Source organism: Sphingobacterium ginsenosidimutans, assembly GCF_039536865.1.
GTDB classification, from domain to species: Bacteria; Bacteroidota; Bacteroidia; order Sphingobacteriales; family Sphingobacteriaceae; genus Sphingobacterium; species Sphingobacterium detergens.
The window spans coordinates 1,279,064-1,306,035 of the sequence record NZ_BAAAZK010000002.1; the positions used below are offsets into that span (position 1 = coordinate 1,279,064).

23 protein-coding genes are annotated in these 26,972 nt (G+C 40.1%); 9 read left to right on the forward strand and 14 right to left on the reverse strand.

Features of this window, described 5'->3' with window-relative positions:
- Nucleotides 1-3,267: a SusC/RagA family TonB-linked outer membrane protein gene (locus ABFX33_RS05350; RefSeq protein WP_346084677.1), complete on the reverse strand. Its 3,267-nt coding sequence runs from the start codon at nucleotides 3,265-3,267 to the stop codon at nucleotides 1-3.
- Between the two features lie 390 nt (nucleotides 3,268-3,657).
- Between ABFX33_RS05350 and ABFX33_RS05355 the strand changes: the two genes are divergently transcribed.
- Nucleotides 3,658-3,840, forward strand: coding sequence for a hypothetical protein (locus ABFX33_RS05355; RefSeq protein WP_346084679.1), 183 nt, complete (start codon nucleotides 3,658-3,660; stop codon nucleotides 3,838-3,840).
- Nucleotides 3,815-4,162 (forward strand): TlpA family protein disulfide reductase, encoded by a 348-nt coding sequence (locus ABFX33_RS05360; RefSeq protein ID WP_346084680.1) that lies wholly within the window; start codon nucleotides 3,815-3,817, stop codon nucleotides 4,160-4,162. The genes ABFX33_RS05355 and ABFX33_RS05360 overlap by 26 nt, the downstream gene beginning before the upstream one ends.
- A gap of 49 nt (nucleotides 4,163-4,211) precedes the next feature.
- Here the strand turns inward: ABFX33_RS05360 and ABFX33_RS05365 are convergent, their stop codons facing one another.
- Together ABFX33_RS05365 and ABFX33_RS05370 are read right to left on the reverse strand one after the other, a co-directional pair.
- On the reverse strand, nucleotides 4,212-5,099 hold the full coding sequence (locus ABFX33_RS05365; RefSeq protein WP_346084682.1) for an SPL family radical SAM protein: 888 nt from the start codon (nucleotides 5,097-5,099) through the stop codon (nucleotides 4,212-4,214).
- A 15-nt stretch (nucleotides 5,100-5,114) separates the two neighbouring features.
- Entirely contained in the window at nucleotides 5,115-5,528 is a 414-nt protein-coding gene (locus tag ABFX33_RS05370; protein ID WP_346084684.1) for a GNAT family N-acetyltransferase, read from the reverse strand.
- Between the two features lie 297 nt (nucleotides 5,529-5,825).
- On the opposite strand from ABFX33_RS05370, the gene ABFX33_RS05375 reads away from it, so the two are divergent.
- Complete coding sequence (locus tag ABFX33_RS05375) at nucleotides 5,826-6,662, forward strand: cold-shock protein (protein WP_257088794.1); 837 nt, start codon at nucleotides 5,826-5,828, stop codon at nucleotides 6,660-6,662.
- Nucleotides 6,663-6,879: 217 nt separating this feature from the next.
- Complete coding sequence (locus tag ABFX33_RS05380; protein ID WP_346084685.1) at nucleotides 6,880-7,350, forward strand: hypothetical protein; 471 nt, start codon at nucleotides 6,880-6,882, stop codon at nucleotides 7,348-7,350.
- Nucleotides 7,351-7,376: 26 nt separating this feature from the next.
- Here the strand turns inward: ABFX33_RS05380 and ABFX33_RS05385 are convergent, their stop codons facing one another.
- The 3 genes from ABFX33_RS05385 to ABFX33_RS05395 form a co-directional block, all read right to left on the reverse strand.
- On the reverse strand, nucleotides 7,377-9,143 hold the full coding sequence (locus tag ABFX33_RS05385; protein ID WP_346084686.1) for an alpha-L-fucosidase: 1,767 nt from the start codon (nucleotides 9,141-9,143) through the stop codon (nucleotides 7,377-7,379).
- Between the two features lie 33 nt (nucleotides 9,144-9,176).
- Nucleotides 9,177-10,460, reverse strand: coding sequence for a Gfo/Idh/MocA family protein (locus tag ABFX33_RS05390; protein ID WP_346084688.1), 1,284 nt, complete (start codon nucleotides 10,458-10,460; stop codon nucleotides 9,177-9,179).
- Nucleotides 10,461-10,634: 174 nt separating this feature from the next.
- Entirely contained in the window at nucleotides 10,635-12,311 is a 1,677-nt protein-coding gene (locus ABFX33_RS05395) for an FAD-binding dehydrogenase (protein WP_346084689.1), read from the reverse strand.
- Between the two features lie 299 nt (nucleotides 12,312-12,610).
- Here ABFX33_RS05395 and ABFX33_RS05400 point away from each other — a divergent pair, with 299 nt between their 5' ends.
- Entirely contained in the window at nucleotides 12,611-13,594 is a 984-nt protein-coding gene (locus tag ABFX33_RS05400; RefSeq protein WP_346084691.1) for an aldo/keto reductase, read from the forward strand.
- Between the two features lie 197 nt (nucleotides 13,595-13,791).
- Here ABFX33_RS05400 and ABFX33_RS05405 read toward each other — a convergent pair whose 3' ends face one another.
- The 3 genes from ABFX33_RS05405 to ABFX33_RS05415 are packed head-to-tail and all read right to left on the reverse strand — an operon-like array spanning nucleotide 13,792 to nucleotide 16,288.
- Nucleotides 13,792-14,775 (reverse strand): Gfo/Idh/MocA family protein, encoded by a 984-nt coding sequence (locus ABFX33_RS05405; RefSeq protein ID WP_346084693.1) that lies wholly within the window; start codon nucleotides 14,773-14,775, stop codon nucleotides 13,792-13,794.
- 40 nt (nucleotides 14,776-14,815) lie between these two features.
- A complete protein-coding gene (locus ABFX33_RS05410) occupies nucleotides 14,816-15,298 on the reverse strand; it encodes a YdeI/OmpD-associated family protein (RefSeq protein WP_346084694.1) in 483 nt (160 codons plus the stop codon).
- A gap of 30 nt (nucleotides 15,299-15,328) precedes the next feature.
- On the reverse strand, nucleotides 15,329-16,288 hold the full coding sequence (locus ABFX33_RS05415) for an aldo/keto reductase (RefSeq protein WP_346085464.1): 960 nt from the start codon (nucleotides 16,286-16,288) through the stop codon (nucleotides 15,329-15,331).
- Nucleotides 16,289-16,523: 235 nt separating this feature from the next.
- Here ABFX33_RS05415 and ABFX33_RS05420 point away from each other — a divergent pair, with 235 nt between their 5' ends.
- The 3 genes from ABFX33_RS05420 to ABFX33_RS05430 all read left to right on the forward strand — a co-directional run bounded on the left by ABFX33_RS05420 (nucleotide 16,524) and on the right by ABFX33_RS05430 (nucleotide 20,930).
- A complete protein-coding gene (locus ABFX33_RS05420; RefSeq protein WP_257088769.1) occupies nucleotides 16,524-17,564 on the forward strand; it encodes a sensor histidine kinase in 1,041 nt (346 codons plus the stop codon).
- Nucleotides 17,554-18,279 carry a LytR/AlgR family response regulator transcription factor gene (locus ABFX33_RS05425; protein WP_257088767.1) on the forward strand — a complete coding sequence of 242 codons (726 nt, stop codon included), beginning with the start codon at nucleotides 17,554-17,556 and terminating at the stop codon, nucleotides 18,277-18,279. The genes ABFX33_RS05420 and ABFX33_RS05425 overlap by 11 nt, the downstream gene beginning before the upstream one ends.
- Nucleotides 18,280-18,404: 125 nt before the next feature.
- The gene (locus tag ABFX33_RS05430) at nucleotides 18,405-20,930 is read left to right on the forward strand and encodes a TonB-dependent receptor (RefSeq protein WP_346084696.1); all 2,526 of its coding nucleotides are present in this window, start codon (nucleotides 18,405-18,407) and stop codon (nucleotides 20,928-20,930) included.
- Between the two features lie 90 nt (nucleotides 20,931-21,020).
- Here ABFX33_RS05430 and ABFX33_RS05435 read toward each other — a convergent pair whose 3' ends face one another.
- From ABFX33_RS05435 to ABFX33_RS05445, 3 genes are all read right to left on the reverse strand, one after another.
- Nucleotides 21,021-21,731: an HAD family hydrolase gene (locus ABFX33_RS05435; protein WP_257088757.1), complete on the reverse strand. Its 711-nt coding sequence runs from the start codon at nucleotides 21,729-21,731 to the stop codon at nucleotides 21,021-21,023.
- 101 nt (nucleotides 21,732-21,832) lie between these two features.
- Nucleotides 21,833-22,282: a DoxX family protein gene (locus ABFX33_RS05440; RefSeq protein WP_346084697.1), complete on the reverse strand. Its 450-nt coding sequence runs from the start codon at nucleotides 22,280-22,282 to the stop codon at nucleotides 21,833-21,835.
- A gap of 53 nt (nucleotides 22,283-22,335) precedes the next feature.
- Entirely contained in the window at nucleotides 22,336-22,902 is a 567-nt protein-coding gene (locus ABFX33_RS05445; protein WP_346084699.1) for a Crp/Fnr family transcriptional regulator, read from the reverse strand.
- A 169-nt stretch (nucleotides 22,903-23,071) separates the two neighbouring features.
- Here ABFX33_RS05445 and ABFX33_RS05450 point away from each other — a divergent pair, with 169 nt between their 5' ends.
- Nucleotides 23,072-23,911, forward strand: coding sequence for a helix-turn-helix domain-containing protein (locus tag ABFX33_RS05450; protein ID WP_346084700.1), 840 nt, complete (start codon nucleotides 23,072-23,074; stop codon nucleotides 23,909-23,911).
- Nucleotides 23,912-23,995: 84 nt separating this feature from the next.
- Here ABFX33_RS05450 and ABFX33_RS05455 read toward each other — a convergent pair whose 3' ends face one another.
- Together ABFX33_RS05455 and ABFX33_RS05460 are read right to left on the reverse strand one after the other, a co-directional pair.
- On the reverse strand, nucleotides 23,996-25,582 hold the full coding sequence (locus ABFX33_RS05455) for a glycoside hydrolase family 16 protein (protein WP_346084701.1): 1,587 nt from the start codon (nucleotides 25,580-25,582) through the stop codon (nucleotides 23,996-23,998).
- 169 nt (nucleotides 25,583-25,751) lie between these two features.
- Nucleotides 25,752-26,951 carry a transglutaminase-like domain-containing protein gene (locus ABFX33_RS05460; protein WP_346084702.1) on the reverse strand — a complete coding sequence of 400 codons (1,200 nt, stop codon included), beginning with the start codon at nucleotides 26,949-26,951 and terminating at the stop codon, nucleotides 25,752-25,754.
- Between the last annotated feature and the right edge of the window lie 21 nt (nucleotides 26,952-26,972).

The window sequence follows — 26,972 nt, forward strand, 5'->3', positions numbered from 1 at the left end:
TTAAAAAGTTAAATCTAGACCAAAAGAAAATGTTTTAGAGACAGGATAGGATCTTCCATTTGCTTCCTGCGCAGATTGTTCAGGATCAATATATTTGGAGCGAAGCTTTGTTGCAGTCCAGATATTTTCCCCTGAGACATAGATTCGTGCATTGGCCAATCTCACACGTTTCAACCAAGCCTGAGGCATCGTATACCCTATCGTTAAATTCTTTAGGCGTATATAAGCTAAATCCTGCAAATAACGATCTGATTTTACATTTAGAGACCCGCGATCATTCAAAGCGATATAACCCCTCAGCAATGGGAAATAAGCATCCGTATTCTCAGGCGTCCATACATCATTTTCAAAATCTTTAGGTACAAAAGAGTAATACGGTCTGGAATAAGGACCCCAGAATTTGTCCGCATTCGCGCCAGGCCACCAATGCTGCCTGCCAATCCCCTGAAAGAATGCCGACACATCAAAACCCTGCCAATTTGCACCCAGATTAAAACCAAAATTATAACGTGCTCTACTATTTCCTATAACCACCTGATCTCCAGGATTCATCAGGGTATTATCGCCGGCATCAACTTTTCCATCCGGAACACCGTCTTTACCTCCAATATCAACGAACCTTAGATCTCCAGGTCGTAATTTTGACCAGTCTCCGGGAGCTGCTAGCCGTTGTTTATCAACATAATCCTGATTAACCTTCCAATTATCAATTTCTGATTGGGACTGGAAGAAGCCGTCTGTTTGATACCCCCAAATTTCACCCAATGTCTGACCTACATAATAATTACTCAACAACATCTCCTTGTTATCAAAACGCGTGATCTTTGCTTTGGAATCCGACAGACCAATCCCAATATTATATCCAAAAGGTTTTCCATTCAATTCAAGTTGATCTCGCCAGGCCACAGCAAGTTCCCAACCCTTATTCCTTAAGTCTCCCGCGTTGGTCTTTGGTGAAGCTGAGCCATATACAGCTGGCAATGTTTTGCCTGGAATTAACATGTCCAATGTATTTCGGATAAAATAATCCGCGGAGACCGTTAATTTACTTCTAAAAAACTCCAGATCCGTACCGAAATTCAATGTATTTGTTCGCTCCCATGTCAAATCTGACGAAATCGGAGTAGGCGCACTTAAATACTGGGTCTTTGCACCATTGGTTATATAGTTGGACAATCCTGCATTCAACAATTGGATATAACCATATTCCGTTGCTTCCTGCGCATTTCCGAGCGCGCCATAAGACACCCTAAATTTTGCTTCGTTCAAAACGGGCTTCAAACGCTCCATAAACGCCTCTTCTGATAAACGCCAGCCACCGGAAAAAGATGGAAAGAATCCGTAACGCTGATTCGAGGGAAATTTAGAGGTTCCATCGTAACGACCATTAACTTCCAGTAGATACTTCCCTTTATAATTATAATTCAACCTTCCGAAAAAGCCGCGCAATGCCCAAGTATTTGCATTTCCCAGCAATTGCATTTGCCCTGTCCCTAAAGCAAAATCATTCAGATCTTCTGACAATAAGTTGTTGTGTGTCCCGCCAATACGTTTATAACCGGTAGTTTCCTGGTTAAAACCTACTGTAGCACCAATCTGATGATCCCCCAATTGCTTATTATAATTTGCAAAAAGATTCAGCGAATGCTTAGGCCTATTGATAATGGTTTCGGTATAGGTATCGTTGCCTAAATAATTGATTACACCAGGAAAAACCGACCAGGGAGCTGTAGTTCTTCTATTCCAATTATGAATCGGATTGTACGTGAAGGTATAGTTTCCCGTAACTGTTAAATCCCTTGTCAACTGAAATATAGCTTCAAACATATTGATAAATTCATATTTATCCTCCCCTCCTTTTGATTTTCCATGCAATAAGTCCGCGTATATTCCATCACCAATGTTGTAATTATTAAGTTCTGTTCTATACGTTGCGGTACCATCTGGGTTCATTGGCACGTAAGACGGTAATGCATGTACGGTAGTCGAAATAAAGTTATTATTGTTGTCAGGATTGGTAGCCCAACCTGGATAGGTATAGTTTTGATAATTAAGCTGTGTATTCGCTCCAACTTTTAACCAGGGCGTAACCTGTGCATTTATCCTTGACCTTACGTTGTAACCATCAAATTTATCCTGATTGATTTTCATCAATCCACCTTTCTCGTAAAGACGCCCCGAGATATAGTAATCAATTTTTTCGGTCCCTCCAGAAAAGTTCAAAGAATGTTCCATCGACGCCTGCGTCTTACGGTACATCTCGTTCCACCAGTCTGTATTTCCATAGTACACATATTGATCCTTTCCATTTCTATTTTGGATAACGACGGAAGGTAAGGAAGGGTCTGTTTTTCTTTTCAACAATTCCGCATAATCCTCTTCGGTATAGCCGGTGTAACTATTACCGGTGGCCCGGATAAAAGCCTCATCATTCAATCTAGCGGCATCGTATCCACTTGTCATAAAATCAGTTCTGACAGTAAGTCCAGACCAACCGAAATTATTACTATAATTGATATTCATTTTACCGGCCTTCCCTCTTTTGGTTGTCACCAACATTACGCCAAATGCCCCTCTTGCACCATAAATAGCTGCTGCGGATGCATCTTTTAGGACAGAAATTGATTCGATGTCTCTGGGATTGATGGTATTAATACTACCTGGCACCCCATCAATAAGAATAAGTGGCTGTGCATTCGCAGAATTGATCGAAGCGAAACCACGGATATTTACATTTCCTTCGCCACCGGGTCTTCCATTTGTAAACGTAATGTTTAAATTAGGGATTGCTCCCTGCAAGGCTTGCGTCGCATTGGCAACAGGTCGATTTTCAAGTACCTTTGAGTCAATTTGTGTTACCGCTCCAGTCAGATTAACTTTCTTTTGTTTACCATAGCCTACAACAATAACTTCGTCAAGTGATTGATCCGTAGATACCATTTTAATCGTCAATGCCGTTGATTCGATTTTTAGTTGTTGCGTTTCAAATCCAACTATTGATATTTTCAACAGCTGTCCAATTTTCCCTTGAATAATAAAAGCACCATTGGCGTCTGTTTGGGTAGATTTTCCGGTGGATGTGTTTAATATTGAAGCTCCAGCAATCGGTTCGCCGGCAACATTTTTCACAAGACCACTGATAGATTCTTGAAATTTGGAGGGAATTTCAACATTTGGGATAGCTGTCAGAAAGAGGGGCCTGCTCTCCGCCCAGCCGCTCAAAGACATCCCGATCATTACAGGAAGTAATACGTGTTTCGTTTTCATGATTTTGGTTTTGTTTTTCTTCGGTTACAAAGAAAGGTTATTTAATATTTGTAAATTATTAATAAAGTATTACTAAACAATTAAACTACAACCGGTTAAGTCAATGTTAAGATAACGTATTTTTAACATAAAAAAAGCCATATATTTTTATTTATACAGATAAAATTTACCTAAAAACATTAACAAAAAACACAACATACTGAAAAGCAAACACATATGGATAACCGGAATATTAACACAATAGCTTATTATCTGCAAAACGAAATGTAACATATTTAACACAAAAAGAAGCAAATACAAATGAAAAACAAATAAAGACGAAACAATTAAAAAGATTAACCACAGATAGTTAATCAACTATTTTTATTAATTTAGAGTAAACATTCAATTATGGGCAGGTCTATTTTCGTTTTCATCCTCACCTTTTTGGCAATCAGCAATAATTATGGCCAAAACATTCGGTTAAAATTTAAAGTCTATGCTGATACCTTACCTCTATATGGCTATGTATTGATGGATGAAGATGTCTTCAAAACGGAAATTAAAAATGGAACTGGCTACCCCAATCATTGATTTTTGGAGCACATGGTGCGGCCCCTGCATAGCTCAGCACCCTGAGCTACAGCGTATCGTTAATGCGTATAAAGCTAACGGAAAATTTAAATTTGTAGGTATAGCTGTTAATGACAAATTTGCAAGCTGGAAGCAGTATTTAGAAAAACATGTGTATACCTATGAAAACTACATATTCCAAGACAGCGATTACCCCAACCTTCGAAAGGAATTGGGTATATATTCATTTCCACGTTATGTAATCGTCAATACAAAGGAAAACAAGGTTGTCCGATCCAATTTTCAGATCAATCAACTTCGTGAAATATTAAACACATTGTAACTATAATTATGGGAATCAGCAAAATGGGGATCAAATTTTAACAAAGCGATCAACACAAAAGGCTATCCCGCAATCCATACTGTAAACACAACGATTTAGCCTTATCTGTAAAAGCTTGACGATAGTAGTCTGGTAATTTACCATCTGCGCCAAATAAACGCTGATACTTTTGTATTAGATGTGGATAATGCTTTTCAATAGCACGCATGACCAGGGCTCTATTATCCGCTGGATCACTCCCATATAAAGCAAGGGTGGCAGGAAAAACATAGCTGGCATCAATAGCCTGAAAAGTCTGAAATAGCAGTTCCAGGCTTGCTCCGGTATCCGATATATAGGGCAACAGTGGCATCAGACTGACCCCACTATGGAACCCGTGTTCACGCGCTCGCCTTAATGCTTCCAATCGTAGTGAGGGGGATGGAGCTCCGGGCTCAAAAATATGGGCGACACAATCATCTATAGTCGAAAATGAAAAGGTAACAAAAGCCTTATGTCCTAATTTCGACTGAAGATCTTCAGGAAGTATTGCTTCTGCATCAATCCGTTTCAACACATCAAAATCTCGGGTAACTAAGTTCGACTTCGTAATAATATGCACCGGAAAACGATAGTGTAAGATTACCTCCAATAACTGTCTGGTAAGCAATTCAGTCTGTTCCATTTGCAGATAAGGATCTGTTACAGAAGAAAGGACAATAATTCCATATTGTTTTTTACGCGCACGTATTGCCAGCTGCTTTTCCAGCAATTCGACAGCATTGCTCTTCATACTCAGTTTTTCAGCCATATTGATCCCGTACTTACTTCCCCGGATATAACAATACAAACAATTAAAAGAGCAACCACTATAGGGATTTAATGTATAATCGTCAAGAAACCAAGGATCTCTTTGTTTTGTCTTATTCAGGATGGATTTCGCAATTATACGATGCATAATAGCCTATTCATTTTAAAACTTTCTACCCATACCTCTCGATGCGGGCCACACTTCCTTAAAACCATATTGCGCATAGAGCTGGAAAGCCGGACCATCGGCTATCAAACTGACATAGCAGCTATCTGGCAGGTTCGAATTCATGTATTCATCAAGTTTCTGCATAATCAGTTTTCCAAGTCCTTTTTTCTGATGTTCGGGAAGCACGCAGATATCAACGACCTGACAATGGCAAGCACCATCGCCAACGATCCTACCCATACCTACTATTTCATTATCGTTGTCCTCATCCAAAATAGCCACACAGCATAAGGAATTTTCCATTCCTAGACGTGCAGCTTCGTCCGTTTTTGGTGATAACCCGGACTGTTGTCTTAAAAATTGATAGCGTTTATAATCTATCTTCTGGTATACGGCTTGATAGTGCATAGTAAAATGATGAGTTTATTTGTTATGAAATTATTCATAATAATACATTTTTCAAAACCGCATTGATTATACACGAACAAAAGACACCTACAGAGTTATTGTAAACTCGAATTCCAGTCAGGGATCAACAAGCTATTTATCCGTAGATCAATCAACTGACTTGTTTTCGTTGTATCTTGACAACCAGAAAATCATTTCAGAAGAGCTAATGCATTAAAAAAATCTCTTTATTCATTGGATAATCGCAAATATTTAATTTTCAATGCATAATAAATATTTTTCATTACCTTTATAGCATTGAAACAAAACTCAACACCAGCCATGTTTATCGGCGCTGTCAAATGGTTCGACAATAACAAAGGATTTGGTACCCTTGCGTTACCTTCCGGAGAAGAACTCTTTGTGCATATACGCAGGTTTAAAATCCCTCCAGAGCATATCATCCAACCTGGAGAGGTAATAGTCGGAGACAAGAAATCGGATCCCAAGCGGAACGGTTACTTAGCCCACAACTGTAAAATTCTCAAAAGGCCTGAAGATTGGAAATTCGTTATCTCCCTTCTGGACAAGGACCATATCGTACTCATCCCCGATAACCACGGCCACGAGCAAAAGCACAACCTCACCTCATTAGCAGCAAGACAATTACTACGAACCCAGGGCAAAGACAATGTAGTTTCTATGTTGACTTCTCACTTTGATTTCCGGTTCAACTGTTCCATTTTCATGGATTATGCCGAATTACTTGACAAAAGCATTTCGGGCACCTTCGAAAAAGAAACGGCAACAGAGCTTCTCTCTCAGGTATTTAAGTACTTCGGAAACCATGTCTCACATCAGATTCTATTTCGGGTATGGAAAGAAAGAATGTTCAGATATATCGGCTATCCAGCTGATGGTGACTATGAGATTCCTGAAGAAGTGCTGAACCTGAACGCAACAGAGATCAATTATGATGATTTAACAAGAATCAGAGACTACAGTTTTGGCAAATCCTTCTGTAACGAATTTGTAGAGGCTTTATTTGATGATTTAGAAACAATGGACAAGCAGGATATTGAGCCCCTGATCCCTTATGTTGATTTCCTTGAAAACGAAGATTCTATTGAGAAAATTAATCTAATCATGCAGTAAGATCAGCACCATTTTACTGCTCTTCTTCCTACTTGTTTATCTATCTATCAGCGGGTTCGACAATGGGAGAACACCGAAAAAACCAGCAGAAGAATTAAATCAAGAAGAAAACAAATAAAACAACAACCTTTCAAATATTAAGATAAACGAGTAATTTAGTTAGTGTAAAGCGACTATTAAAAAGAGATAAAGCGGTAAGATTAACTAAATTAAAATAATGCAAGAATTGTTATATACATTCCTATTTCGACAGCTATCCGATCATTTTTATCTAATAGACTCTTTTCAGAACGACGATAATTTTATAGTGACCTTGCTCCTGATGGGCTCACTTGTTTTTCTGGCACTCGCGGTAATAAGCATCCTTCTTGGCTTACTTTTTATCGTCACAATCATCCTACTCATTAGTGCGGGCATTATTTCAACATCTGTTATCGTCGGATTACAACAGCGATCCATAACCAAAGGTTTCAAAACCCTATTTCTTTCCTCAGCCATATTGGGCAGTAGCATTGTTTCCGTTATATTTTGCATTTTCCTAAATGCAGTTTACGACTGGAGCAGCAATAACATGGCCATTCTAATCGGCCTCGTCCTAGGGATTATTTTGGGTACAGGCTTAGGCTTACTTGCGTTTAAAGCGATGGCCGGACTAATCCGGTTTTTGATGAGTAAGTATCGAAAGTAATACCCCTCTTTGCAAATCCCCCCTTCCTATTCCACATATTTAAACCGAAGCGCAGTCAGACTCGCCTTATCACCATTGCCTTCGACCAACGAAACAGTTATTTTATATCGTCCAGCCTTTTCAAATTTCATCCAGCCCCAGGGGTACCAGTTATAGACATGGGCCGACTCTTGTTGGTTTTGAACAACCTCGCCCGCTGAATTTTCAATACGCCATACCATCCTCCCTTCGCCTGCATAATTCATGTCTACCTGATAATAACCAGGCTTTTTGACAGCTATTTCATAGGAGAACATACTTTTTTCTGTCCATTTACTGACCTGAACAACATGTTTCCATTCACCAAATTTCTCCATCCACGATTTTCCTTCTTTATTACAGCCCTCCACCTCTCCAAAATCAACAGGGATAACGGTTTCCAGTGCTGGATCAACCCCCAGCATTTTTTCGACCTGAGGTGTACCGTTTAACTTAACCTCGATGACAGATACCATCTTTTCGGGGGCAATTTTCGGAATATCAATTTTAAGCCAGTCTTTTTCAAGTGTATAATTCAATTTTTCTTGATCTTTCGAACCCCGGAGTTTAATCGACTGAACCCCTTTGGTCAAGCCCGGAACGTATAAGGTTCCATCTGCAGGCCAATGATAGACCAGTAAGGAAATACGATCCCCCTGTACGGTGGCATCGCCCCAAGGTAGCGCATGCTTCCAAGGTGATGCTTGCGCACCATAAACCGTTTCGGGATAACGCTTGATCCAAGCACCTGCATTGCGCAGAGCCAAACCCGCCTGATCCGGAATAGAACCATCCGGTTTCGGGCCTACATTCAGCATGTATGTCCCCCCACGTGCGACAGTTGATAGTGTACGTTGTAATATCTCCTGGCTACTCTTCCAATTATTGTCATACCAAGCATAGCCCCAGGAATCATTAGTCACATCAACCGTTTCCCAAATGCCATCCACATTCTCCCGAGGCACCTCCATGTCACCAAGAGTAGAATAATCTCCGAGGCCATGCCCTACCCTTCCTGACACATAGGCTCCCGGTTGATTCTTGTGTACCAGTTCAACAAGCTTCTGTGCGTATTTTTTATCCATTCCACCCGGCGTATCAAACCATACCAGTTCTATAGGACCATAGCCTGTTGTAATTTGCTGTACCTCAGGATAGCATTTCTCCCAAAAGTAATCGTCAAAAGATTTCGCTTTCCCCTGTGCATCAACCTTTGGCCCACCGTTTCCACCGGGATAAGTCCAATCCTGATTTTGAGAATAATAAAATCCAAAACCGATGCCGCCTTCTTTACAAGCTTGCGCCAATTCGATCATTGGATCACGTTTAAAATCCGTCGCATCGACAATATTGAATGGGTTTACTTTCGAATGAAACATCGAAAATCCGTCATGGTGTTTACTAGTAATAACGATATAACGCATTCCAGCATCTTTTGCCAGCTGCACGATCGCTTTGGCATCAAAGTGATCCGGATGAAAGGAAGATGCCGCCAACTTATATTCTGCTGGCGAAATATTCGCCATACTCTTGTTCATAAGCCATTCTCCGATTCCATAAAAGGTTTTTCCCTGCCATTTATTTGCTAATTGGGAATAGATACCCCAATGAATAAATAGCGCATATTTCCCCTCCCGAAACAGCTTTCCTCTATTTTGTGAAACAACACCTTTCCCGCCAGCACCATCCCACATCTCTTCCATTCGTTGCGCAAGAACCTCCTGCGTGCATAGCGCACTGATCATTGCCCCCAATACAATCTTTTTAAAACTCATCTATAAAAACTTTTGATACGTCTGGGAACAACATTATACCTTAGGCATACTATACCCATTTTGATAACTTTTAGCTAGATAGCGATCTGCCTCCCTATCATTGAAAGTTCGCTTATTTTTATCCCAAAATAATTTTTTCTTGCTACGATAAGCAATATTCCCCATTTGAGAGAAAATGGCAATATGAGCACCCGCTTCGATCGGCGCATGAAGTCCTTCACTGGATTTATTTCGAACTGCAGTTATAAAATTGACCATATGTTTATCGAGCCCATTATCTTTTGAAGGTTGAAAAGCAACAGCTTCCATACGTCCTTTTTCAGGAATGACCTCCCAACCTTCACGATTAACGACTAACGTACCGTTATTACCGATAAAAGCGACACCATGTGTTTTTTGATAGGGACCAAGATCTATTCCTGTTGCCTGCTCCCATTGCACATTGAATCCATCAAACTCATACACTGTGGTTAAGCTATCCGGTGTTTCGGCTGCATCATCGGGATAAGCAAACTTTCCTCCAGCTGCCATAATGGATACCGGATCAGAAACCTTCATCCCGATCAAGGCATAATCCAACATATGGACTCCCCAATCGGTCATCAAGCCACCAGCGTAGTCCCAATACCACCTAAAATTGAAATGAAAACGATTGGGATTGAAAGGCCGTTTTGGAGCTGGTCCCAGCCACTTGTCATAATGAATACCTGCAGGAACGGCAGCATCTGCCAACACAGGAATACTCTTCATCCAACCTTGATAAGCCCAAGCTTTGACCAAACGGATTTTACCCAGTTTTCCACCATGTACAAATGCCATTGCATCTCTGAAATGCTGTTGACTACGTTGCCATTGCCCCACCTGTACAACACGATTATATTTTTTCGCAGCGGCAACCATGACTTCACATTCCCGAATGGAGTTTCCAATAGGTTTTTCAACATATACGTCCTTGCCTGCTGCAACAGCATCTACCATCTGCAAGCAATGCCAATGGTCGGGTGTGGCTATGATAACAACATCCACATCAGTTGCTTTAAGCAAATCTTTATAATCAATATAGGTTTTGACTGTAATATTTCGTTTTTTTAATTCCTCCACTCGGTTGCTGAGTATATTTTCATCTACGTCACAAAGTGCTGTACATTGGACACCGGGGACTTTCAATATCGCATTTAGATTGGACCAGCCCATACCGTTTACACCAATCAGTCCAACACGGATAAGTTCAGATTGAAAACCGAAAACACGTGTATTGGCAAATAATGTTGAGGCAGTAAGAATCCCTGCATTACGGATAAAATCTTTTCTTTTCATTGCTTAGTTTGGTTTATTTTGATTTTGCTCTACTATCTTTTTAGTAAAGACGATTCATGCAGCACTTTCCCTAGAAATAACTAATATAAGATTTAATCTTGAAGATTAGGCAAAATAACGACAATCCTTGTTTCATCGTTAAGGTTTTGACGGCATTAACGAGAAATTATTGGGTTATGGGCGATTGGCTTTACCAGCAATATGTTTTCCCGCTTTCATTCCAGAAAAAATACAACCACCCAAAAATGTCCCTTCCAATGCTCTGTACCCGTGCATACCACCGCCTCCAAAACCTGCCACCTCACCAACGGCATACAATCCTTCAATAGTATCATCATCCATCGTCAAAACCTGCGCATCAAGATTGGTTTTAAGCCCGCCCAAAGTCTTACGCGTCAGTACATGGAGCCGTACGGCAATCAATGGTCCATTCTTTGGGTCCAATATCTTATGCAGAGCCGAAACCCGGCCTAGCTTATCACCAAGATATTTCCGCGTACTACGGATATAATTGACCTGCGTGTCTTTGGAGAATTTGTTATCCAATTCCCGATCTCTGGCTACGATCTGTGACTTAATAGATTCATAATTTAACAGATCATCGCCAGACAGGAGGTTCATCTTATATACCAATTCCGACAATGTATCTGACACGATAAAATCGACTCCATTCTCCTTAAACGCTTCAACTGGACCAGGGGCCTTTTTGCCAAAAATTCGTTTGAGAAAGAGCTTATAATCCCTATTGGTGATATCGGGGTTTTGTTCGGAGCCGGAAAGTGCAAATTCTTTTTTGATGATTTTTTGTGTCAGAATAAACCAGGAATATGAATACCCGCTATCTTGGATATGCTTTAGGGTACCTAAAGTGTCAAACCCAGGTAAGAATGGTGCTGGAAGTCTATTTCCTTTTGCGTCAAACCAAAGTGAGGACGGGCCGGGCAGGATACGGATACCATGATTGGGCCAAATCGGATTCCAGTTCTGGATACCTTCTGTATAATGCCACATACGGTCTTTATTAATCGTGTGTGCCCCGACTTCTTCGGCTATACTGATCATCTTTCCATCCACATAGGCTGGAACTCCTGAAATCATATGTTCTGGTGCTTTTCCCAATCGTTCAGGCCAATTCTTCCGGACCAGCTCATGGTTGGCTCCAAGTCCACCCGAAGCGATGATAACATCTGAGGCACGGTACTCAAATGTGTCGATGACGTCTCTATTGGTCGCTGCCCCCCTTTGCTGATCATCAGCTTCTAAAATATCGCCGAACACTCCTGTTACAGTGTTATTTTCCGTTATCAGTTTCCTCACGCGATGCCTAAACTTAAATTGCAATAGTCCGCTTTTTTCGGCAGCATAAGCTTTTTCTATAAATGGTCCGACCACCCCTGTTCCAGTCCCCCAACTCACATGAAATCTGGGTACCGAATTGCCATGACCAGAAGCACTGCCATCTCCGCGCTCGGCCCAGCCTACCATAAACATGAATTTGATACCTAACTTGGTCACATACGCGTATTTCTCGCCAGCAGCAAATTTTAGGTAGGCTTCCGCCCATTGACGAGGCCAATAATCTTCGGTTCGATCAAATCCTGCGGTCCCCAACCAGTCTTGCCGCGCCAGCTCCAGGGAGTCTTTGATTCCCATGCGGCGTTGCTGTGGTGAATTGATAAGAAATAGACCTCCAAATGACCAAAAGGCCTGCCCACCAATATTTTCTTCGGTTTCCTGATCCAGTAAAAGCACCTTCTTTCCAGCATTGGTAATTTCCATTGCCGCAGTTAATCCCGCCAGACCAGTCCCTATAATGATGGTATCAGGTTTAAATTGTTGTTCTCTCCGCATACTGTTTATACCAATGGATTCGATTTTCTTTACGGCTTCTTTTACGTAAGTTCATTTTTGGTTCCCTTAAATTTACCAGTTTCTGTTCTGATGTACAAAGAGAAATAAAATTCAAGCTATGAAAAAGCAATACAAACTATAATTAAAATTATACACAAACACAATTTAAGTTATTTTAATGATAGAAAATACTATTCTACCTTTGCTTCATCACAAACTCAAATAATAATATTAAGCAAGTCGCCCCTTTTGATTTGATGAAGATATTCAGAGGGTAACAAAGGTTAAAATAACAAAATATGGAATACAGAAAATTAGGAAAAACAGATTTAGAACTTTCAGCAATTACCTATGGTGCTTTCGCCATTGGTGGAAATATGTGGGGTGGTAATGAGAAAAAAGACTCTATCCAGTCTGTTAAGGCTTCCATCGATCATGGAGTTACCACCTTAGATACAGCTCCTTTCTACGGCTTCGGTTTGAGTGAGGAGATGATAGGCGAAGCGATAAAGGGTTACGATAGGTCTAAAATTCAGTTGTTGACCAAATTTGGGTTGGTATGGGACGGAAGTAATCAAGGTAAAGGTGAATTTTTCTTTGATGCTGAGGAAAAGGGCAAAACTATCCCCGTTTACAAGTATGCCTCCAAAGCTAGTGTGATCAAAGAAGTCGAAGACAGCCTAAGACGCCTGCAAACGGACTATATAGACTTATTGCAAATCCATTGGCCAGACAATACCACAGCCATTGCTGAAACAATGGAAGCCTTAGATCTGCTTTTACAGCAGGGAAAAATTCGTGCAGCGGGTGTAAGCAACTATAGTGTTGAACAAGTTTCTGAAGCTCAGCATTCAATCCAAATCGCGAGCAATCAGGTCGGTTACAGTATGCTAAACCGAGGTATTGAGCAAGATCTTGTACCTTATGCACAACAGCATGATTTGGGCATTATTGTTTACAGCCCGATGGAACGTGGCCTGCTTACAGGTAAATATTTTAATGAAGGTAAATTGAAAGAAAATGATCACCGCAACGGCTACTTTCAGCAATTTGATCTCAAAAAGGTAAAAACTTTCTTAGATACCATTAGTCCGGTGGCATCTGATAAGGGCGTCAGTCTTTCACAACTTGTGTTACGCTGGACCAGTCTGCAACCAGCAATTACTGTCGTATTGGCCGGTGCCAGAAATGCTGAACAGGCTATAGCAAATGCAGAAGCTACAGCAATCGATCTCACTGGAGATGAACTATCATTTATCGATACAGCCTTGTCTAAGATTTAAAATTTAGCCTTCTAAAAAGAACTCTTATGACAGTGCGCCACTCCAGGATTGTTCTGTTATAAGAGTTGAAAATTCAATATTGTAACTGTCCTTGGGCTAAATACTGACCACCATTAGGCTTCATTTTTGACCCACCATAGCATAGGAATCGACACTTAATAAACATTGAAATCTATCGCTAGCCTACCAGTAGTCACTTATTTTATTTCAGCAAAACAATCAATGATTTTCATAAGAGTCAGCGCTTCCTCCATCGAAGCAGGGTTTGGCCCATTACCTTCAAAAAAGGCAACTGTACTCGCGATCATTGGATATTGTATATGCTCGGGATGCTCAAATACGAATTCTTTTTCTCCCTGATCAGATCTTAATAGGATGGAATTGCCAAATATCGAAAAGATGATTTTTCCCTGGCTACCTACAATTTCACAGCAATCTATGTTATCTTCTGATCGGACATTAAAACACCAGCTTCCGTTAAAGATGATCTGATTCTCAAACAACATGGTACCAGTTGTTTGATCAGCAACGGCACTTGCAGCATCCTGAAGTTGGCTAAATCCGTTATAAGAAATAGGTGCACCAAAGAAATACAGCATTAGATCCAATTGATGTGGTGCAAGATCAAAAAAATATCCACCACCCGATATCGCTGGGTCTGTACGCCAGTCTGCTGCACCTTTAGTGACCAGTTCTGGTGCCCGGCTCTGCCATAATCGAAGTTGAACAGTTCGGATAGTTCCTATCTCTCCTGCCTCCAGCAATTCTTTTACTTTGAGAAACAAGGGTAATTGTCTTCGGTAATGTGCAACGACGAGCTTGCCACTTGTTTTTCTAACAGCCTCTAACAGCAATGTGGCTTCATCCGCATTTAATGTAACAGGTTTCTCCACATAAACATTCTTTCCGGCTTCTAGCGCCTTCAATGCATAGTCATAATGCGAAGATGGTGGAGTCGCAATATAAATAGCATTCAATGCCGGATTGTCCAACAAGTCCTCAACCTTCGAATACCAATTGGCAACTTGGTGTCTCCGAGCATAATCGGCGGCTTTTGCAGCGTCTCTGCGCATGACAGCAAGCAATTGACTATCTTTAACCTTATTGAATGCCGGCCCGCTCTTTTTTTCGGTCACATCACCGCAGCCAATGATCCCCCATCTTACCTTTGTATTTTCCATTTTATTTTTGTTGATCCAATCTTCCAATAAAATCTTTTTATCAGGGTTTTTCACGCCCAATAAATCTGTTGTTACCAAGCAAAAATCCGATTGCTTTTTCAATATTTTTACGCCGGCTGTCGTCGGTCTTTAAAAAAGAAATATAACGGATAATCTCTTTTCTTTTTGATGGTGCTAAACGGTCAAAGACAGTTTTGGCTGCTTCATTTTCTGCCAATGCCTGCTCAAGTTCGGGGTGCGGAACCAAGCTTCGGTCCGTCGGATCAAAAACAACGGATAATTCCAAGATTTCACCAATTCGTTTCGGTGAATTTGGCAAGATTTCCGTATTGATATACAATCGCCACGCTCCCTGATAACGCAACAAAGTCTGTTTGTAATCTTTCCCGTTTACCATTCCTTTAATAGGTATATATCCCTTGTTGACCCCAGCTTCTTCAAAGAGTAGATGCAATACATCATCGGGTACAAAAACAAAGGGATTGATTCCTATTAGTTCTAGTTTGGCTTTAAAGACCGACATAGGCGTTTAAATTTACCATCCATCAAAAAATTAAGTTGTAGCAAGAATATGTGCGATCTGATCGAGTTCCACAGTACTAAAGCTCAAATTGTCGAGCGATTTTAACGAATCAGTCAACTGTTCACTGTTTCGTGCTCCGACCAAAACCGAAGTCAGGCGTTCGTCTTTCAATAACCATGCAATTGCCATTTGAGCCAGCGATTGTTCGCGTTGCATTGCAACTTCGTTCAAAGCAGACAATTTTGTTATCAGTTCGGGTGTAATTGCAGTACTCTTTAAAAAATGTTCTTTTGAGGCCCGAGACTCGGTTGGAATATTACCTTGTAAATATTTATTGGTCAGTAAACCTTGTGCCAACGGAGAGAAAGCAATCATACCCACCCCCTCTTCATCCAACACGTCCAACAGCCCATCCTCTGGGTTACGCACCAACATCGAGTACTTTGGTTGATGGATCAGACAAGGGCATCTAAGATCCTGTAAGATAGCAATTGCCTTCTTTGCTAAATCCACGGGGTAGTTTGATAAACCGACATAGAGGGCTTTCCCCTGTCGTACAATATCACTTAATGCACCCATCGTTTCTTCAAGTGGTGTCTGTGGGTCAGGTCTGTGATGATAGAAAATATCAATATAGTCAAGTTTTAGACGTTTTAAGCTCTGATGAAGGCTGGCCATCAGATATTTACGGCTCCCCCAATCGCCATAGGGTCCATCCCACATGGTGTATCCCGCTTTGGTCGACAACAAAAGTTCGTCCCGATGTCCAACAAAATCTGAGCTCAGAATAGCGCCAAAATTTTGCTCCGCGCTACCGGGAGGTGGGCCATAATTATTGGCGAGGTCAAAATGTGTGATACCATTATCAAAAGCCGTACATAGGGTCTGCCTAAACACTTCTTTCTGATCAATATCACCAAAATTTTGCCACAGACCAAGGGAAATTGCTGGAAGCTGGATCCCACTTTTCCCACATCGCCTGTAAGGCATTATCGTATATCGGTTTGGATTGAATGTCACGTTGTCAAGTTTATGTATGCAAAATACAAAACTATTTTGAAGAGTCTATGCAATTGCAACTGTCAATCTAATCGAAATATTTCGGTACGCAACAATTTAAATTAAAATTTATACCAGTCCACTCAACAGATACCATGCTAGTATCACAAATATTTTTATATTTTTGACTATAGTCCAATAATAGCACAACTTTAAGAACGTCCCCATGATCAGTAGATTCTTTAGAAAATTCTATTTACATATTGTGATATGGATCATTCTGCTCTTACTGCCTTTTATTACTTATCTCTATCAACCTGATAAAATCGCTGATTTTAAAATCTATTCGGCACTATCCCATCTGGCCAATATCATCTTTCTGGCAAGCAATTTTTATCTGCATTGTTATGTTGTCGCACCGCGCTATTTCTTTGGCCGTCGAAAGATTTTTGTCCTCTTCATCGCGTTGGGATTTGTCGCCTATGTCCTACTCAATTATGCGATCGTCTATTTCAATCCTAATGGAGAATTAGCTCATTTTAAAAAGGAGAATATACTATTTGTACGACTCGTTGTAGGCCCGGGAATTATCTACTCACTTTGTATGATCACCTCGTCCATGATCTTTCTTTATAATGAACAGGCTAGACAAAAGGAACTTAATAAACAAATCGCATTAGAAAAGACAACTGCCGAACTCACTATTTTGAAACTTCAGATCAGTCCACATTTTTTATTTAATACGCTCAACAATATCCGTTGGCTGATCCGCAAAAAGTCTCCCGACTCCGAGGGGACAATAGTCAAGCTCTCCGAAATGCTGCGCTACATTCTTTATGAAGTGGATGGACCAAAGGTCGAACTTTTCAAAGAAATTGATCATATGCGCAATTTCATTGCTTTACAGACATTAAGGCTTCCCATTGCGGGTGAAGTTGATCTAAAAATAGAAAGCAGCCTCAAGAATAGAATGATTCCACCGCTATTATTTATTCATTTTGTAGAAAATGCTTTCAAATACGGAGTAGATAGTAAAAATAGCCCTTACATCCAGTTTGAATTCGTAGATATTCCGGGTGGTCTTATTTTTAAATCGGTCAATAAAATATTACAATATACCGAGCACCGGCCAAATGAAGGGATCGGATTGACGAATGTAAAACGACGATTACAGTTGCTTTATCCCAACCGCCATGACCTCAAGATCAAAAGGACAGCAGATGACTATTTTGAAGTTGCACTCAGATTAATGACAGATGAAGATTAAATGTATACTCATTGACGACGAACCATTCGCGCTTAATTTGCTGGAGGACGATCTGTTGAGTTTTGAGCAAATTGAAATTCTACAGAAATTTCATGCCCCTGTAGATGTTGTTGACTACCTGAAAAACCATTCAGTCGATCTCATTTTTCTGGACATCCAGATGCCCGAACAATTAGGAACACAATTTGTCAGGGACCTCGAAGATCCACCGTTAATTATATTCACAACAGCCTATCATCAATATGCTGTTGAGGGATTCGAACTAAATGCGGTAGATTATCTTTTGAAGCCTATTTCAAAAGAACGGCTCACGGCTGCGATTCGAAAAGTAGCAGATATTATGACACTACGCAACAAACAAGTTGTTGAAAAAGACCATATTGTCGTGCATGTGGAATATAAAAAAACCAAGATCTTTCTCCAGGAAATCAGTTATATCGAAGGTTTAAAAGACTATGTAAAAATCTATTTGGTTGACCGGCCGGTTCCACTGCTAACCCGGAGCAATTTACGTGGTATGGAAAAATTGTTGCCAACAGGCAACTTCCTCCGAATACACAATTCCTTTATCGTCAACAAAAATAGGATCGAACATTGCACAGTTGCAAAACTGGCATTACCTGAAGTGGAACTGCCGATTGGCAAAAAATATGTCAAAAATATGGAGCAGTTTCAGACAAATGGGCCAGCGAGCAAAGATAACAGCATTCGATAAGGGCCATTCGTCTACACATTAGGCCCGTCGGTCTACAGATAATTGTGTAGAATAAAAATCATTTACAAATTTGCTTGGGGTCAATTTGTCCAACACTGGCTATTGATCCGTATAGCAAAGAAAAAATGAAAAAAATTATAGCAGCACTCTTATTGGCAACCGCCGTTGCCTCATTACATGCCCAAACAGCTCCCAGTGGCCGTCCCAGCAGTTTCGCTGTCGCTGAAGGCAAACTCTCCGGTCAACTGATAGACCTTCAGGGCAAACCAATCGCACAGGCTTCAGTCAATCTACTGCGGGTGATCCATGATCAGTCTACGGGCAAAGAACGGGAAATCTTATTCAAAAGCACGAGTTCGCTTGAAAATGGAAAATTTAGTTTTACGGCACTATCCACCAAAGACAAATGGAAGTTAAAAATAAGCTCAGTAGGTTACACCGCTAAAGATATTGCGGTCGAGTATGGTTCTGATAGCAAAGTTTTGGATAAAGATCTTGGTGCTATCACATTGGAAAATGATAATCGAAAGCTAGACGAGGTAACAGTCACTGGTCGTAAAGCTTTACTTGAAATGGATATCGACAAAAAAGTATACAATGTAGAAAAGAATATTGTAGCAGCGGGTGGTACTGCCATCGATGTTATGCGCAATATGCCTTCTGTGCAAGTTGATATTGATGGGAATGTCAAGCTCCGGAATGCTGCACCAACTATTTTTGTAGATGGCAAACCGACAACACTAACGCCAGACCAAATACCTGCTGACGTGATCGAAAAGATTGAAATCATCACCAACCCCTCTGCTAAATATGATGCTTCGGGGAGTATGGCCGGGATATTAAATATTATCCTAAAAAAGAATAAAAAAACAGGTTACAATGGTATGGTTACCCTTGGAGCTGATCGCTTTGGCGGAACCAATTTTATGGGAAGTCTCAATTTGCGTCAAAACAAATTCAATATATCCCTTACGGGGATGAATATGCGTATGCGAACAAATACCGAAGGTGATAGCTATCGGGAAAGCACAATTGATGGCGTTAAATCTACCGTTAACCAGGATATTGAAGGTAAAACCAAGGGAATGATCAGCTTTGGAAGACTCGGGTTAGACTATGACCTTAGTCCGCGCACGACCGTATCTGTTGCTGGAATCTTTGTCGAAGGTAAATTTCGACCCTATGAAAACACGATGATAACGACGGAAACGCAAGGCAATAGCAATAGAATTTCAGCGTCCGAACGTAGTTTCAAACCTAGAGGTTTACAGGCAGGCCTTGTTCAGAAATTTAAAACCGAAGGCGAAGAATTGACCGCGGACTTCAATTATTTCGGTGGAACAAACAAATCTAACGGCACTTACACCACTAATTATTTAGATAACAGTGGAATCATTGGTTCACAGATCCAAAAGAACGTTGGATCTGGCGACAATAAATTTATGACTGTACAGGCAGATTATGTTAAACCATTCAAAAATGGGATGAAACTTGAGACGGGAGTTCGCGCACAGATCAACAAACTCAAAAACCTGAATAGTAACAGCCTTAAAGCCCGCGATAAAGATGATTATGAGGATATCAGTGCTGCGTCAGCCAATTACGACAATAAGAATACGGTCTATGCGGCTTATGCTTCACTTGGTGGCAACTTTAAAGATTGGGTATCTTATAAAGTCGGTTTACGTGTCGAGAATTCCACCTATGACGGTGAACTAATCAATACAAACCAAAAATTCCACAATAAATACCCGCTCAGTCTCTTTCCCTCCCTATTCCTGAGTAAGAAACTGACGGAGAAAGATCAGCTACAGATGAGTGTCACCCGTCGTGTCAATCGTCCCAACTTCTTTCAGTTAATTCCTTTTGTCGACTATACAGACAGCTTAAATATTACACGTGGTAATCCGGACCTCGTCCCAGAGTTTACAACGTCGGGCGAATTGTCTTATAGCCGAACACATGGTAAAGGGACCTTCTTGGCTTCATTTTATTACAAATATACCACGAACCTGATCACCCGATACCTGACGCAGGAGCTCAATCCCATTACGGACAAAATGGATTTCATCAACACCTATATTAATGCAAATTCCAGCAAAAACTATGGTGCAGAGTTCACCTACACCAATAATTTAAAAACATGGTGGGATCTGACAGCAGACCTCAATTTCTACAATTCAAAAATTGAAATCGATGAAAAGACACCATCAGAAGGTATGTGGACCGTATTTGGAAAATTGAATAATACGTTCAATTTGAAAAAGAACTGGAACCTTCAACTCGCATTTGAATATCAAGGAAAAACAAATATGCCGGTCACACAAAATCAAACCTTTGGCCCACCGATGAATCAGGCTCAAAGTTCCTCTCAGGGGTACATTAAGCCTTTTTATGGAATCGATTTTGCCATCAAGAAGAGTTTCTTGAAAAATCAGGCTGCTTCCGTGACATTGGCGGTAAACGATATCTTCAGAACCCGCGGAAATACCATAATCTCTTCGGGTGATGGCTTCTACCAAGAGTATTATCGTCTCTCCAATCCACAGCTTGTCAAATTGAATCTATCTTATCGTTTTGGCAAAATGGACATGAACATGTTCAAGAAAAACAAAAACCAAAATTCCATGGAAGGTATGCAGATGCAATAGACACTTGCATTTAGCTCGACATATTAACGCAGAAAGAGACCGATTAAATGGTCTCTTTCTGCTTTATTCATTTTATCTATCTTCACTTCATTAAACCAGCTGACTTGGGATATTGTATTTTTCTATAATGGGTACAATTTCCAGTAAATCATCAATCACGTAATCTGGATTCGCTGATTTTAGCTGGTCAGCATGATGGGCTCCTGTCGTAATGCCAATGCTTAAAGCACAACCAGCATTCTGCCCCTCCTTTATATCAATAATTGAGTCCCCTATTTTCACTACGCCTTTGGGATCTGTTATTGCAAAATTTGCTCTTGCAAGATCGATCATATCCGGGTATGGTCTATTTTTAGGCACATCGGATGCTGTAATCAATGCATCAATATCTCGACCTACAACCCAATTAAGTTTTTTCAAAAGGGATTCCGCTGTTTTGCGATCATATCCCGTATTCAATACCCGAAGTATATTCATCTCTTTCAAAATCGCAAAAAGTTCATTGGCATTTGAATTCGGATAAATGTCTGCTGCTTCATAGGCCTTTTCAAGTGCTTGCAAAAATGATTGGAACATCTGCTCAGCCAATTGATCGTCAACTATATTGAGGCAATTTTTTAGTACAGTCTTAATGGCCTGTAACTTTTCTTTGCCAGCTCCATGCTCCAACACTTCTGTCAACGTCAGTTGATAACCACCAATGTGATTTATCACCTGTAGAAGTGTTTTATAAACTATATTATCCTCATTTACAGTAGTACCTGCCATATCAAATACTACCATCTTGATCGCTTCTCTCATCTATTCACTATTAAATGTTTAGCAAAAATAAAATATTGTTAAATAAAACTAAACTTTTCAATATTAACTTATTGCTATCTTTAAGTTAAGAGGAGCATAAATTAACGTAGCACAAAATAATAAGTCCAGCCGATCAACAACAGTTGAAATGGAATTCTAAACCACAGATAACCTGGACCTTTCCCATCAAAAGTCGCAGTTTCATAGTTCAGGTACCTCATACTCGCATATATATTTGTCGGTAGTATCAGCATAAAAAAGACAATTAAAAGCATCCCTGTAAGACGACTTAAAACTGGTATAAATAAACCGAAGGCTCCCATGACCTCCAATAGTCCAGTCACATAAATCATTTCTTTTTTTAATGGGATAAAATCCGGGAGCATCAGCACCATACCCTTTGTGTAGATAACGTGTCCAAGAGAGGTGAACAATAATGTGGCAGCAAGGGCTATTTTTCCAGCCAAATGGTAATCCATATCGCCCTTATACTGTCGTATAACTAAATTGCTGATGAGAAATACTGTAAGTAAAACAAAAAGTGGTTTCATAATCTTTTTATTTAAAGTTATGAGCCTTTCTATTCCTTATCAATGAACAATTGTTAATAAATTTCCTTCCGGATTCTGCTTAGCGATTGGGGTCTAATCCCGATATAAGATGCCAGGTATTTAAGGGGGATATTTTCAATTAACTCAGGCTGTTCCCGCATTAGATTGACATACCTCGTTTTGGCTGAATCTTCAAGTAAGGTAAATTCACGTTTCATTTTCTTCAAAAAGATATCTTCGATAGCCTTTCGTCCAATAAAATTCCCCACCTGTGTCGTTTTATACACGATATTCAGATCATCATAAGATATCCGCCACAAAACGCAATCTGTAATCGCTTCAAGATTATAGGACGATGCAGTTTGGGTCAGGAATGAATCATAGGCGCTCACAAAGGAGTTTTCAAAGGCAAAACCAAATGTAAAATCATAATCTAATTTTGGAATATTGAATCGGACAATCCCTTTTTCAATAAAAGATAGATAGCGCTCGGTTTTACCCATTTCCAGAATCAGTGATCTTTTCGGAAAAACTGTCTTGGTAAGCATTGACGAAAAAATATCCCAGTCTTCCGCCTCCATCGCAATGAGCGAGTCAAAATAATTTTTGATTTTATCCATGCTATCCAAATTTTAAAACAAGATAAAAACTTCTGGTCAATACATATCTCAAAAACACCTTTTTCTGATACAAAAAATAGAAAGAGCAGGATAAAACGTGACTATTCAATTTTATCATTCATTTTTTTTATATACTTGAATAACACATAACCCTATTTAACCTAAAAAAATGTTTGAAACAGGTATCGTCAAAAAAAGTGGGGATCTAAAAAAAGATCATGAGACGCTCTATACTGAATGGCAGGGACGGCTCCATAGAACAAGAAATTTTCAGAACGACGAATTTATTATCACCCTTTCCAAATCAAAAAGAGGAGCCCACCATATTGATTTGGGTAAGCATATCATGCGGGGATATCAGCTACATATTGTTTTTCCGGGACAGCGAAGCCATTTCAGTATTTTGGATTATACATTTGCCTATCAACTTCGGATTGCCAAGATAAATTTTGAAAAGGTTTGTACTGCATTACGTTTTAGCCTTCATTTATATAGAATACACCCCGTACAAGATCTTACCCAATCGGAATTTGAGAAACTCCTCTATGAGTTAAGAAATATCGGAAATGAATTGCATATGGATCGACCCCTACTTGAAATCATTTGTTCACGGGCACGTATCACCTTACAGGAAATCAGTAGAATTTTAGAAAAGCGTATTAACGATATTAATTTATTTAAAATACCATCTGTTTTATTTGAATTTTTGCAGCTTGTAAAGCTCCATTACAACAAAGAGCATAACGTCACATTCTATGCAAAAAAATTAAATGTAAGCTCAGACTACCTTTTGAGCCTGACACGAAATCATCTAAATGTAACACCGACAAAAGTAATCAAAGACGAGATATTAGCAGAATCCAAGCGCCTATTGAGTCTCGTTCCCATTACAATCAAAACTGTCATGTATCAAGTTGGGTTTGAAGATCAGGCTGTCTTTACTCATTTCTTTAAGAGCTTAACTGGTATGTCACCAACTGAGTTCCAAAAGAGCACAATAACCTTTTAACGAAAACAGGCTCCATGTATTGATTTTTATTCAACTACATGGAGCCATATTTCCATTATTATGCTAGGATAAGTTTCAGTTATTTTATTTCTTCTTTACCATGATATTATCTAAATATAAAGTCTCTTTACCTGTGTTCGTAAAAGCTATTCGCACTATTTTTTTATTTGGCTTGATTTCCTGACCAGTCTCAAAATTAATTTCGTGCTTTTTACCTTTCTTACCCAACTCCAGTATCTGTTGGCTTAGATTCGACAGCTCTCCGGTCACAACCTTAACATCGTCTACTGCTACGGCTATACTGCCACCTCTACCCCAATACCTAAGGTTAAATTGTTGCGCTGGGTCCAGATAAATGTATTGCTCTATCTTTTTCCCTTGAGCAAGTACGAGAGCCTTACTCCCCTTTTCACCTAAGCCTTCTTCAATCGTCCCTTCTCCTTCCCAGGGCTTAAGACCAGCTTTCCCCTCAAAATCGGGATTAGGAAGCTCATTTCCATCACGCAAAGGCCAGTTATAGGCACGGATATAATCGACCTCCATATTTACCCCACCTTCGGAACCATATGCGCCCAAAAACACATTCATAAAATGGTTGGGTGAGTAGATTTGATTTTTATTGTCGTACTCTTTAATTAAATCACCATTGATATAATGCTTAATACTTGTTGGGGTCCACAACACACCATGGGTAACCCACTGGCCTACATGCTCATAACCTTCGGCAATATGTGTGGCAAGGTTACGTTGAAATATCCCTTTCGCATCGACATGTCCGTGGATGACAAATTGAGCCGTGATATATTCAAACACATCTATTTCAAACAATTGGCCTTTTGGACGTATTCCTTTTATTCCGTCAACCTCGCCCCCCTCTTGAAGATAGTAACGAATATCTGGTCCTGGTGAGTCAAACCAAAATGCAGTATTTGTTCCTTTCGGGTTACCTTGACGATTGCGGCGTACTTTTACCTCAAAATAACCACCTTTACTATTGTCCAACAGGTTTTCATTCGTTTTCCAGTCATAAGTCTGAATGGACGAAATCTTTTGGTTTCCACCTTCTGTAAAAATGCGCTTTGGGATGGTATCGTTCACATAGAGGTTAATTGCGGATCCGTCAAGCGTATAGGCCGGCTGGGGTAATTGATCCTGCAACATTTCCCGCTTTGATTTTTCATTTAGGTAATTCAATGAGGAGAAATAATTGGTGGTCCATTTATTTCGGTTTAAAAGTCGATCATTAAATTCGTCCTGCCAAAAAATTTCCATACCGACAGGAACAACAGCTGAACTTGGATTTCTTTTCTCTTCCTCGAGCTCGGTGTCATCCAAAGTCCAACTTTTGGAGGTATAGGACTTCCCTTGCGCCAAAGGCTTGCCAGCTGCAGATTCCACCCAAACATAATAAATTGTCTCAGGATCAACCTGCTGGATATAATAGCGTTTGGTACCCTCCGCCAGTACCGCATTGGCAACAGCGGGCTTCCTATGCGTCTTTGACCAGAACAGCTTGGCACCCGAAAGATCGTTCTTTCCATCTTTCATATCAAGTCGTATCCAACTTCTTGTTCCCAACAATCGTAATGGAGCATCGGACTTGGCCGTTTGCGCTGACAATAATAGAACCGACAACATTTGAGCTGCAGCCAGTGATATATATTTTTTCACTTTATCTTATTTAATTGCTAATTTACTATAGCAATACGATAATAATGAGAATTATTAGCATTGGCAACTCCGATCAAAACGCAACCGTTTGTTCAAATTAATACCATAATAATCTGTTACTTGAAATTACTATTTGGTTAATCACCGGCAAAATAAAATCTTCGGGTTTTTATTCAAGGAAAATAGTTACTGTCATAGGATCATTCTCTACTTTCACCTGCTTTTCCACTGCTCCTTGTTTATTATTATACTTAAGCGTGTATATTTTGTTTTTTTCTACGGCAAACTGCAACCTGTCGTTTGCATCTTGTCTTGCATCTTTGGTAGACCCTCCGCCTACTTGATCCTTCCCTTGAAAGATATCGATATTACATTTTTTTCGATCTTCGGGCGTGGTCTTGTCCTTACTTTCATAAGCAATAACATAAATTGCCGTATGCTTATTGTCTATGTTAATTTGTTGCTGTTGCTCGTTATATAAAGCTTTATATGTAGGCGTTACGTTCACCCCATTCACATATTTCAAGTTTGTATCCCAAGCCAAAGGAAAGTACGTTTCTGCCGCTTTGAAAGAAGAAGCATAAATGGCATGCTCCCGATTACTTGCATCTGCTTTGCCCGCATCCGCTAAGAACCAAGAACGATTCAACTCTTTATCGGGGTAATATTCTGTAAAATACCATTTCCCATCTATCCAGACCTCACACCAGTTGTGATTTCCACGATTGTCAAACCAGTTTAAGGTTCCCGCGACCCTGGATGGGATACCCACTGCACGAAACGCATCAGTCAACAGAATTGACAGCCCACTACAGGAAGCCATCCCTTGATCAATGGATTCTGAGGGAGATTGATCAGGCCGTTTTCTTTTTGTGTTATAATCAACCATAACTTCGTCCCGAATATTTTTATTGACAGCGGCGATGGCCTCACGGAGTGTCTTACAAGACTCCACATACTTTGAAAACCTATTAAAGAGTTCTTCGCGCCATTCGTCCCGATTTTCATTGAGCACGGCGTAAGGCAATACCTCATTTAAAAAAATGGAATCTGGTAGCTGCTTCGTCCAAGCGAACTTCTCTTTCGCCCGATAGGCCAATTCAATATTGCGCAATAAGAAATCACTGCTTAAGGATTCCAGATCCCGTTGTGGCATATAGGAAATTAAGAAGACTGCACCTTCCTTCATATTTTTGGGCACGTCTTTGAGCACTTTTTCCAATGAAGTCCTATTTTTTCCTGCTTTGGCAAGGGCTATTTCAAGAGGTTGGTCAAGCTGTTTAGCAATAGCGCGTGTATCTGCAGACTGTGCTAGACATAAGTTAAAAAGTGATACCGATAGGGCAAAAAATAAAGAGCGTAGTTTCATAGTAATTCAAAAAAATAAAGC

Coding starts and splice junctions, on each gene's coding strand:
- ABFX33_RS05435 (WP_257088757.1), bottom strand. CDS start 21,731: ATGAGAGAAGCGATCAAGATGGTAGTATTTGATATGGCAGGTACTACT.
- ABFX33_RS05385 (WP_346084686.1), bottom strand. CDS start 9,143: ATGAGTTTTAAAAAGATTGTATTGGGGGCAATGATCAGTGCGCTATGC.
- ABFX33_RS05450 (WP_346084700.1), top strand. CDS start 23,072: ATGTTTGAAACAGGTATCGTCAAAAAAAGTGGGGATCTAAAAAAAGAT.
- ABFX33_RS05350 (WP_346084677.1), bottom strand. CDS start 3,267: ATGAAAACGAAACACGTATTACTTCCTGTAATGATCGGGATGTCTTTG.
- ABFX33_RS05405 (WP_346084693.1), bottom strand. CDS start 14,775: ATGGAAAATACAAAGGTAAGATGGGGGATCATTGGCTGCGGTGATGTG.
- ABFX33_RS05390 (WP_346084688.1), bottom strand. CDS start 10,460: ATGAAAAGAAAAGATTTTATCCGTAATGCAGGGATTCTTACTGCCTCA.
- ABFX33_RS05460 (WP_346084702.1), bottom strand. CDS start 26,951: ATGAAACTACGCTCTTTATTTTTTGCCCTATCGGTATCACTTTTTAAC.
- ABFX33_RS05380 (WP_346084685.1), top strand. CDS start 6,880: ATGCAAGAATTGTTATATACATTCCTATTTCGACAGCTATCCGATCAT.
- ABFX33_RS05430 (WP_346084696.1), top strand. CDS start 18,405: ATGAAAAAAATTATAGCAGCACTCTTATTGGCAACCGCCGTTGCCTCA.
- ABFX33_RS05420 (WP_257088769.1), top strand. CDS start 16,524: ATGATCAGTAGATTCTTTAGAAAATTCTATTTACATATTGTGATATGG.
- ABFX33_RS05400 (WP_346084691.1), top strand. CDS start 12,611: ATGGAATACAGAAAATTAGGAAAAACAGATTTAGAACTTTCAGCAATT.
- ABFX33_RS05445 (WP_346084699.1), bottom strand. CDS start 22,902: ATGGATAAAATCAAAAATTATTTTGACTCGCTCATTGCGATGGAGGCG.
- ABFX33_RS05395 (WP_346084689.1), bottom strand. CDS start 12,311: ATGCGGAGAGAACAACAATTTAAACCTGATACCATCATTATAGGGACT.
- ABFX33_RS05365 (WP_346084682.1), bottom strand. CDS start 5,099: ATGCATCGTATAATTGCGAAATCCATCCTGAATAAGACAAAACAAAGA.
- ABFX33_RS05360 (WP_346084680.1), top strand. CDS start 3,815: ATGGAACTGGCTACCCCAATCATTGATTTTTGGAGCACATGGTGCGGC.
- ABFX33_RS05415 (WP_346085464.1), bottom strand. CDS start 16,288: ATGCCTTACAGGCGATGTGGGAAAAGTGGGATCCAGCTTCCAGCAATT.
- ABFX33_RS05440 (WP_346084697.1), bottom strand. CDS start 22,282: ATGAAACCACTTTTTGTTTTACTTACAGTATTTCTCATCAGCAATTTA.
- ABFX33_RS05355 (WP_346084679.1), top strand. CDS start 3,658: ATGGGCAGGTCTATTTTCGTTTTCATCCTCACCTTTTTGGCAATCAGC.
- ABFX33_RS05370 (WP_346084684.1), bottom strand. CDS start 5,528: ATGCACTATCAAGCCGTATACCAGAAGATAGATTATAAACGCTATCAA.
- ABFX33_RS05425 (WP_257088767.1), top strand. CDS start 17,554: ATGAAGATTAAATGTATACTCATTGACGACGAACCATTCGCGCTTAAT.
- ABFX33_RS05410 (WP_346084694.1), bottom strand. CDS start 15,298: ATGTCGGTCTTTAAAGCCAAACTAGAACTAATAGGAATCAATCCCTTT.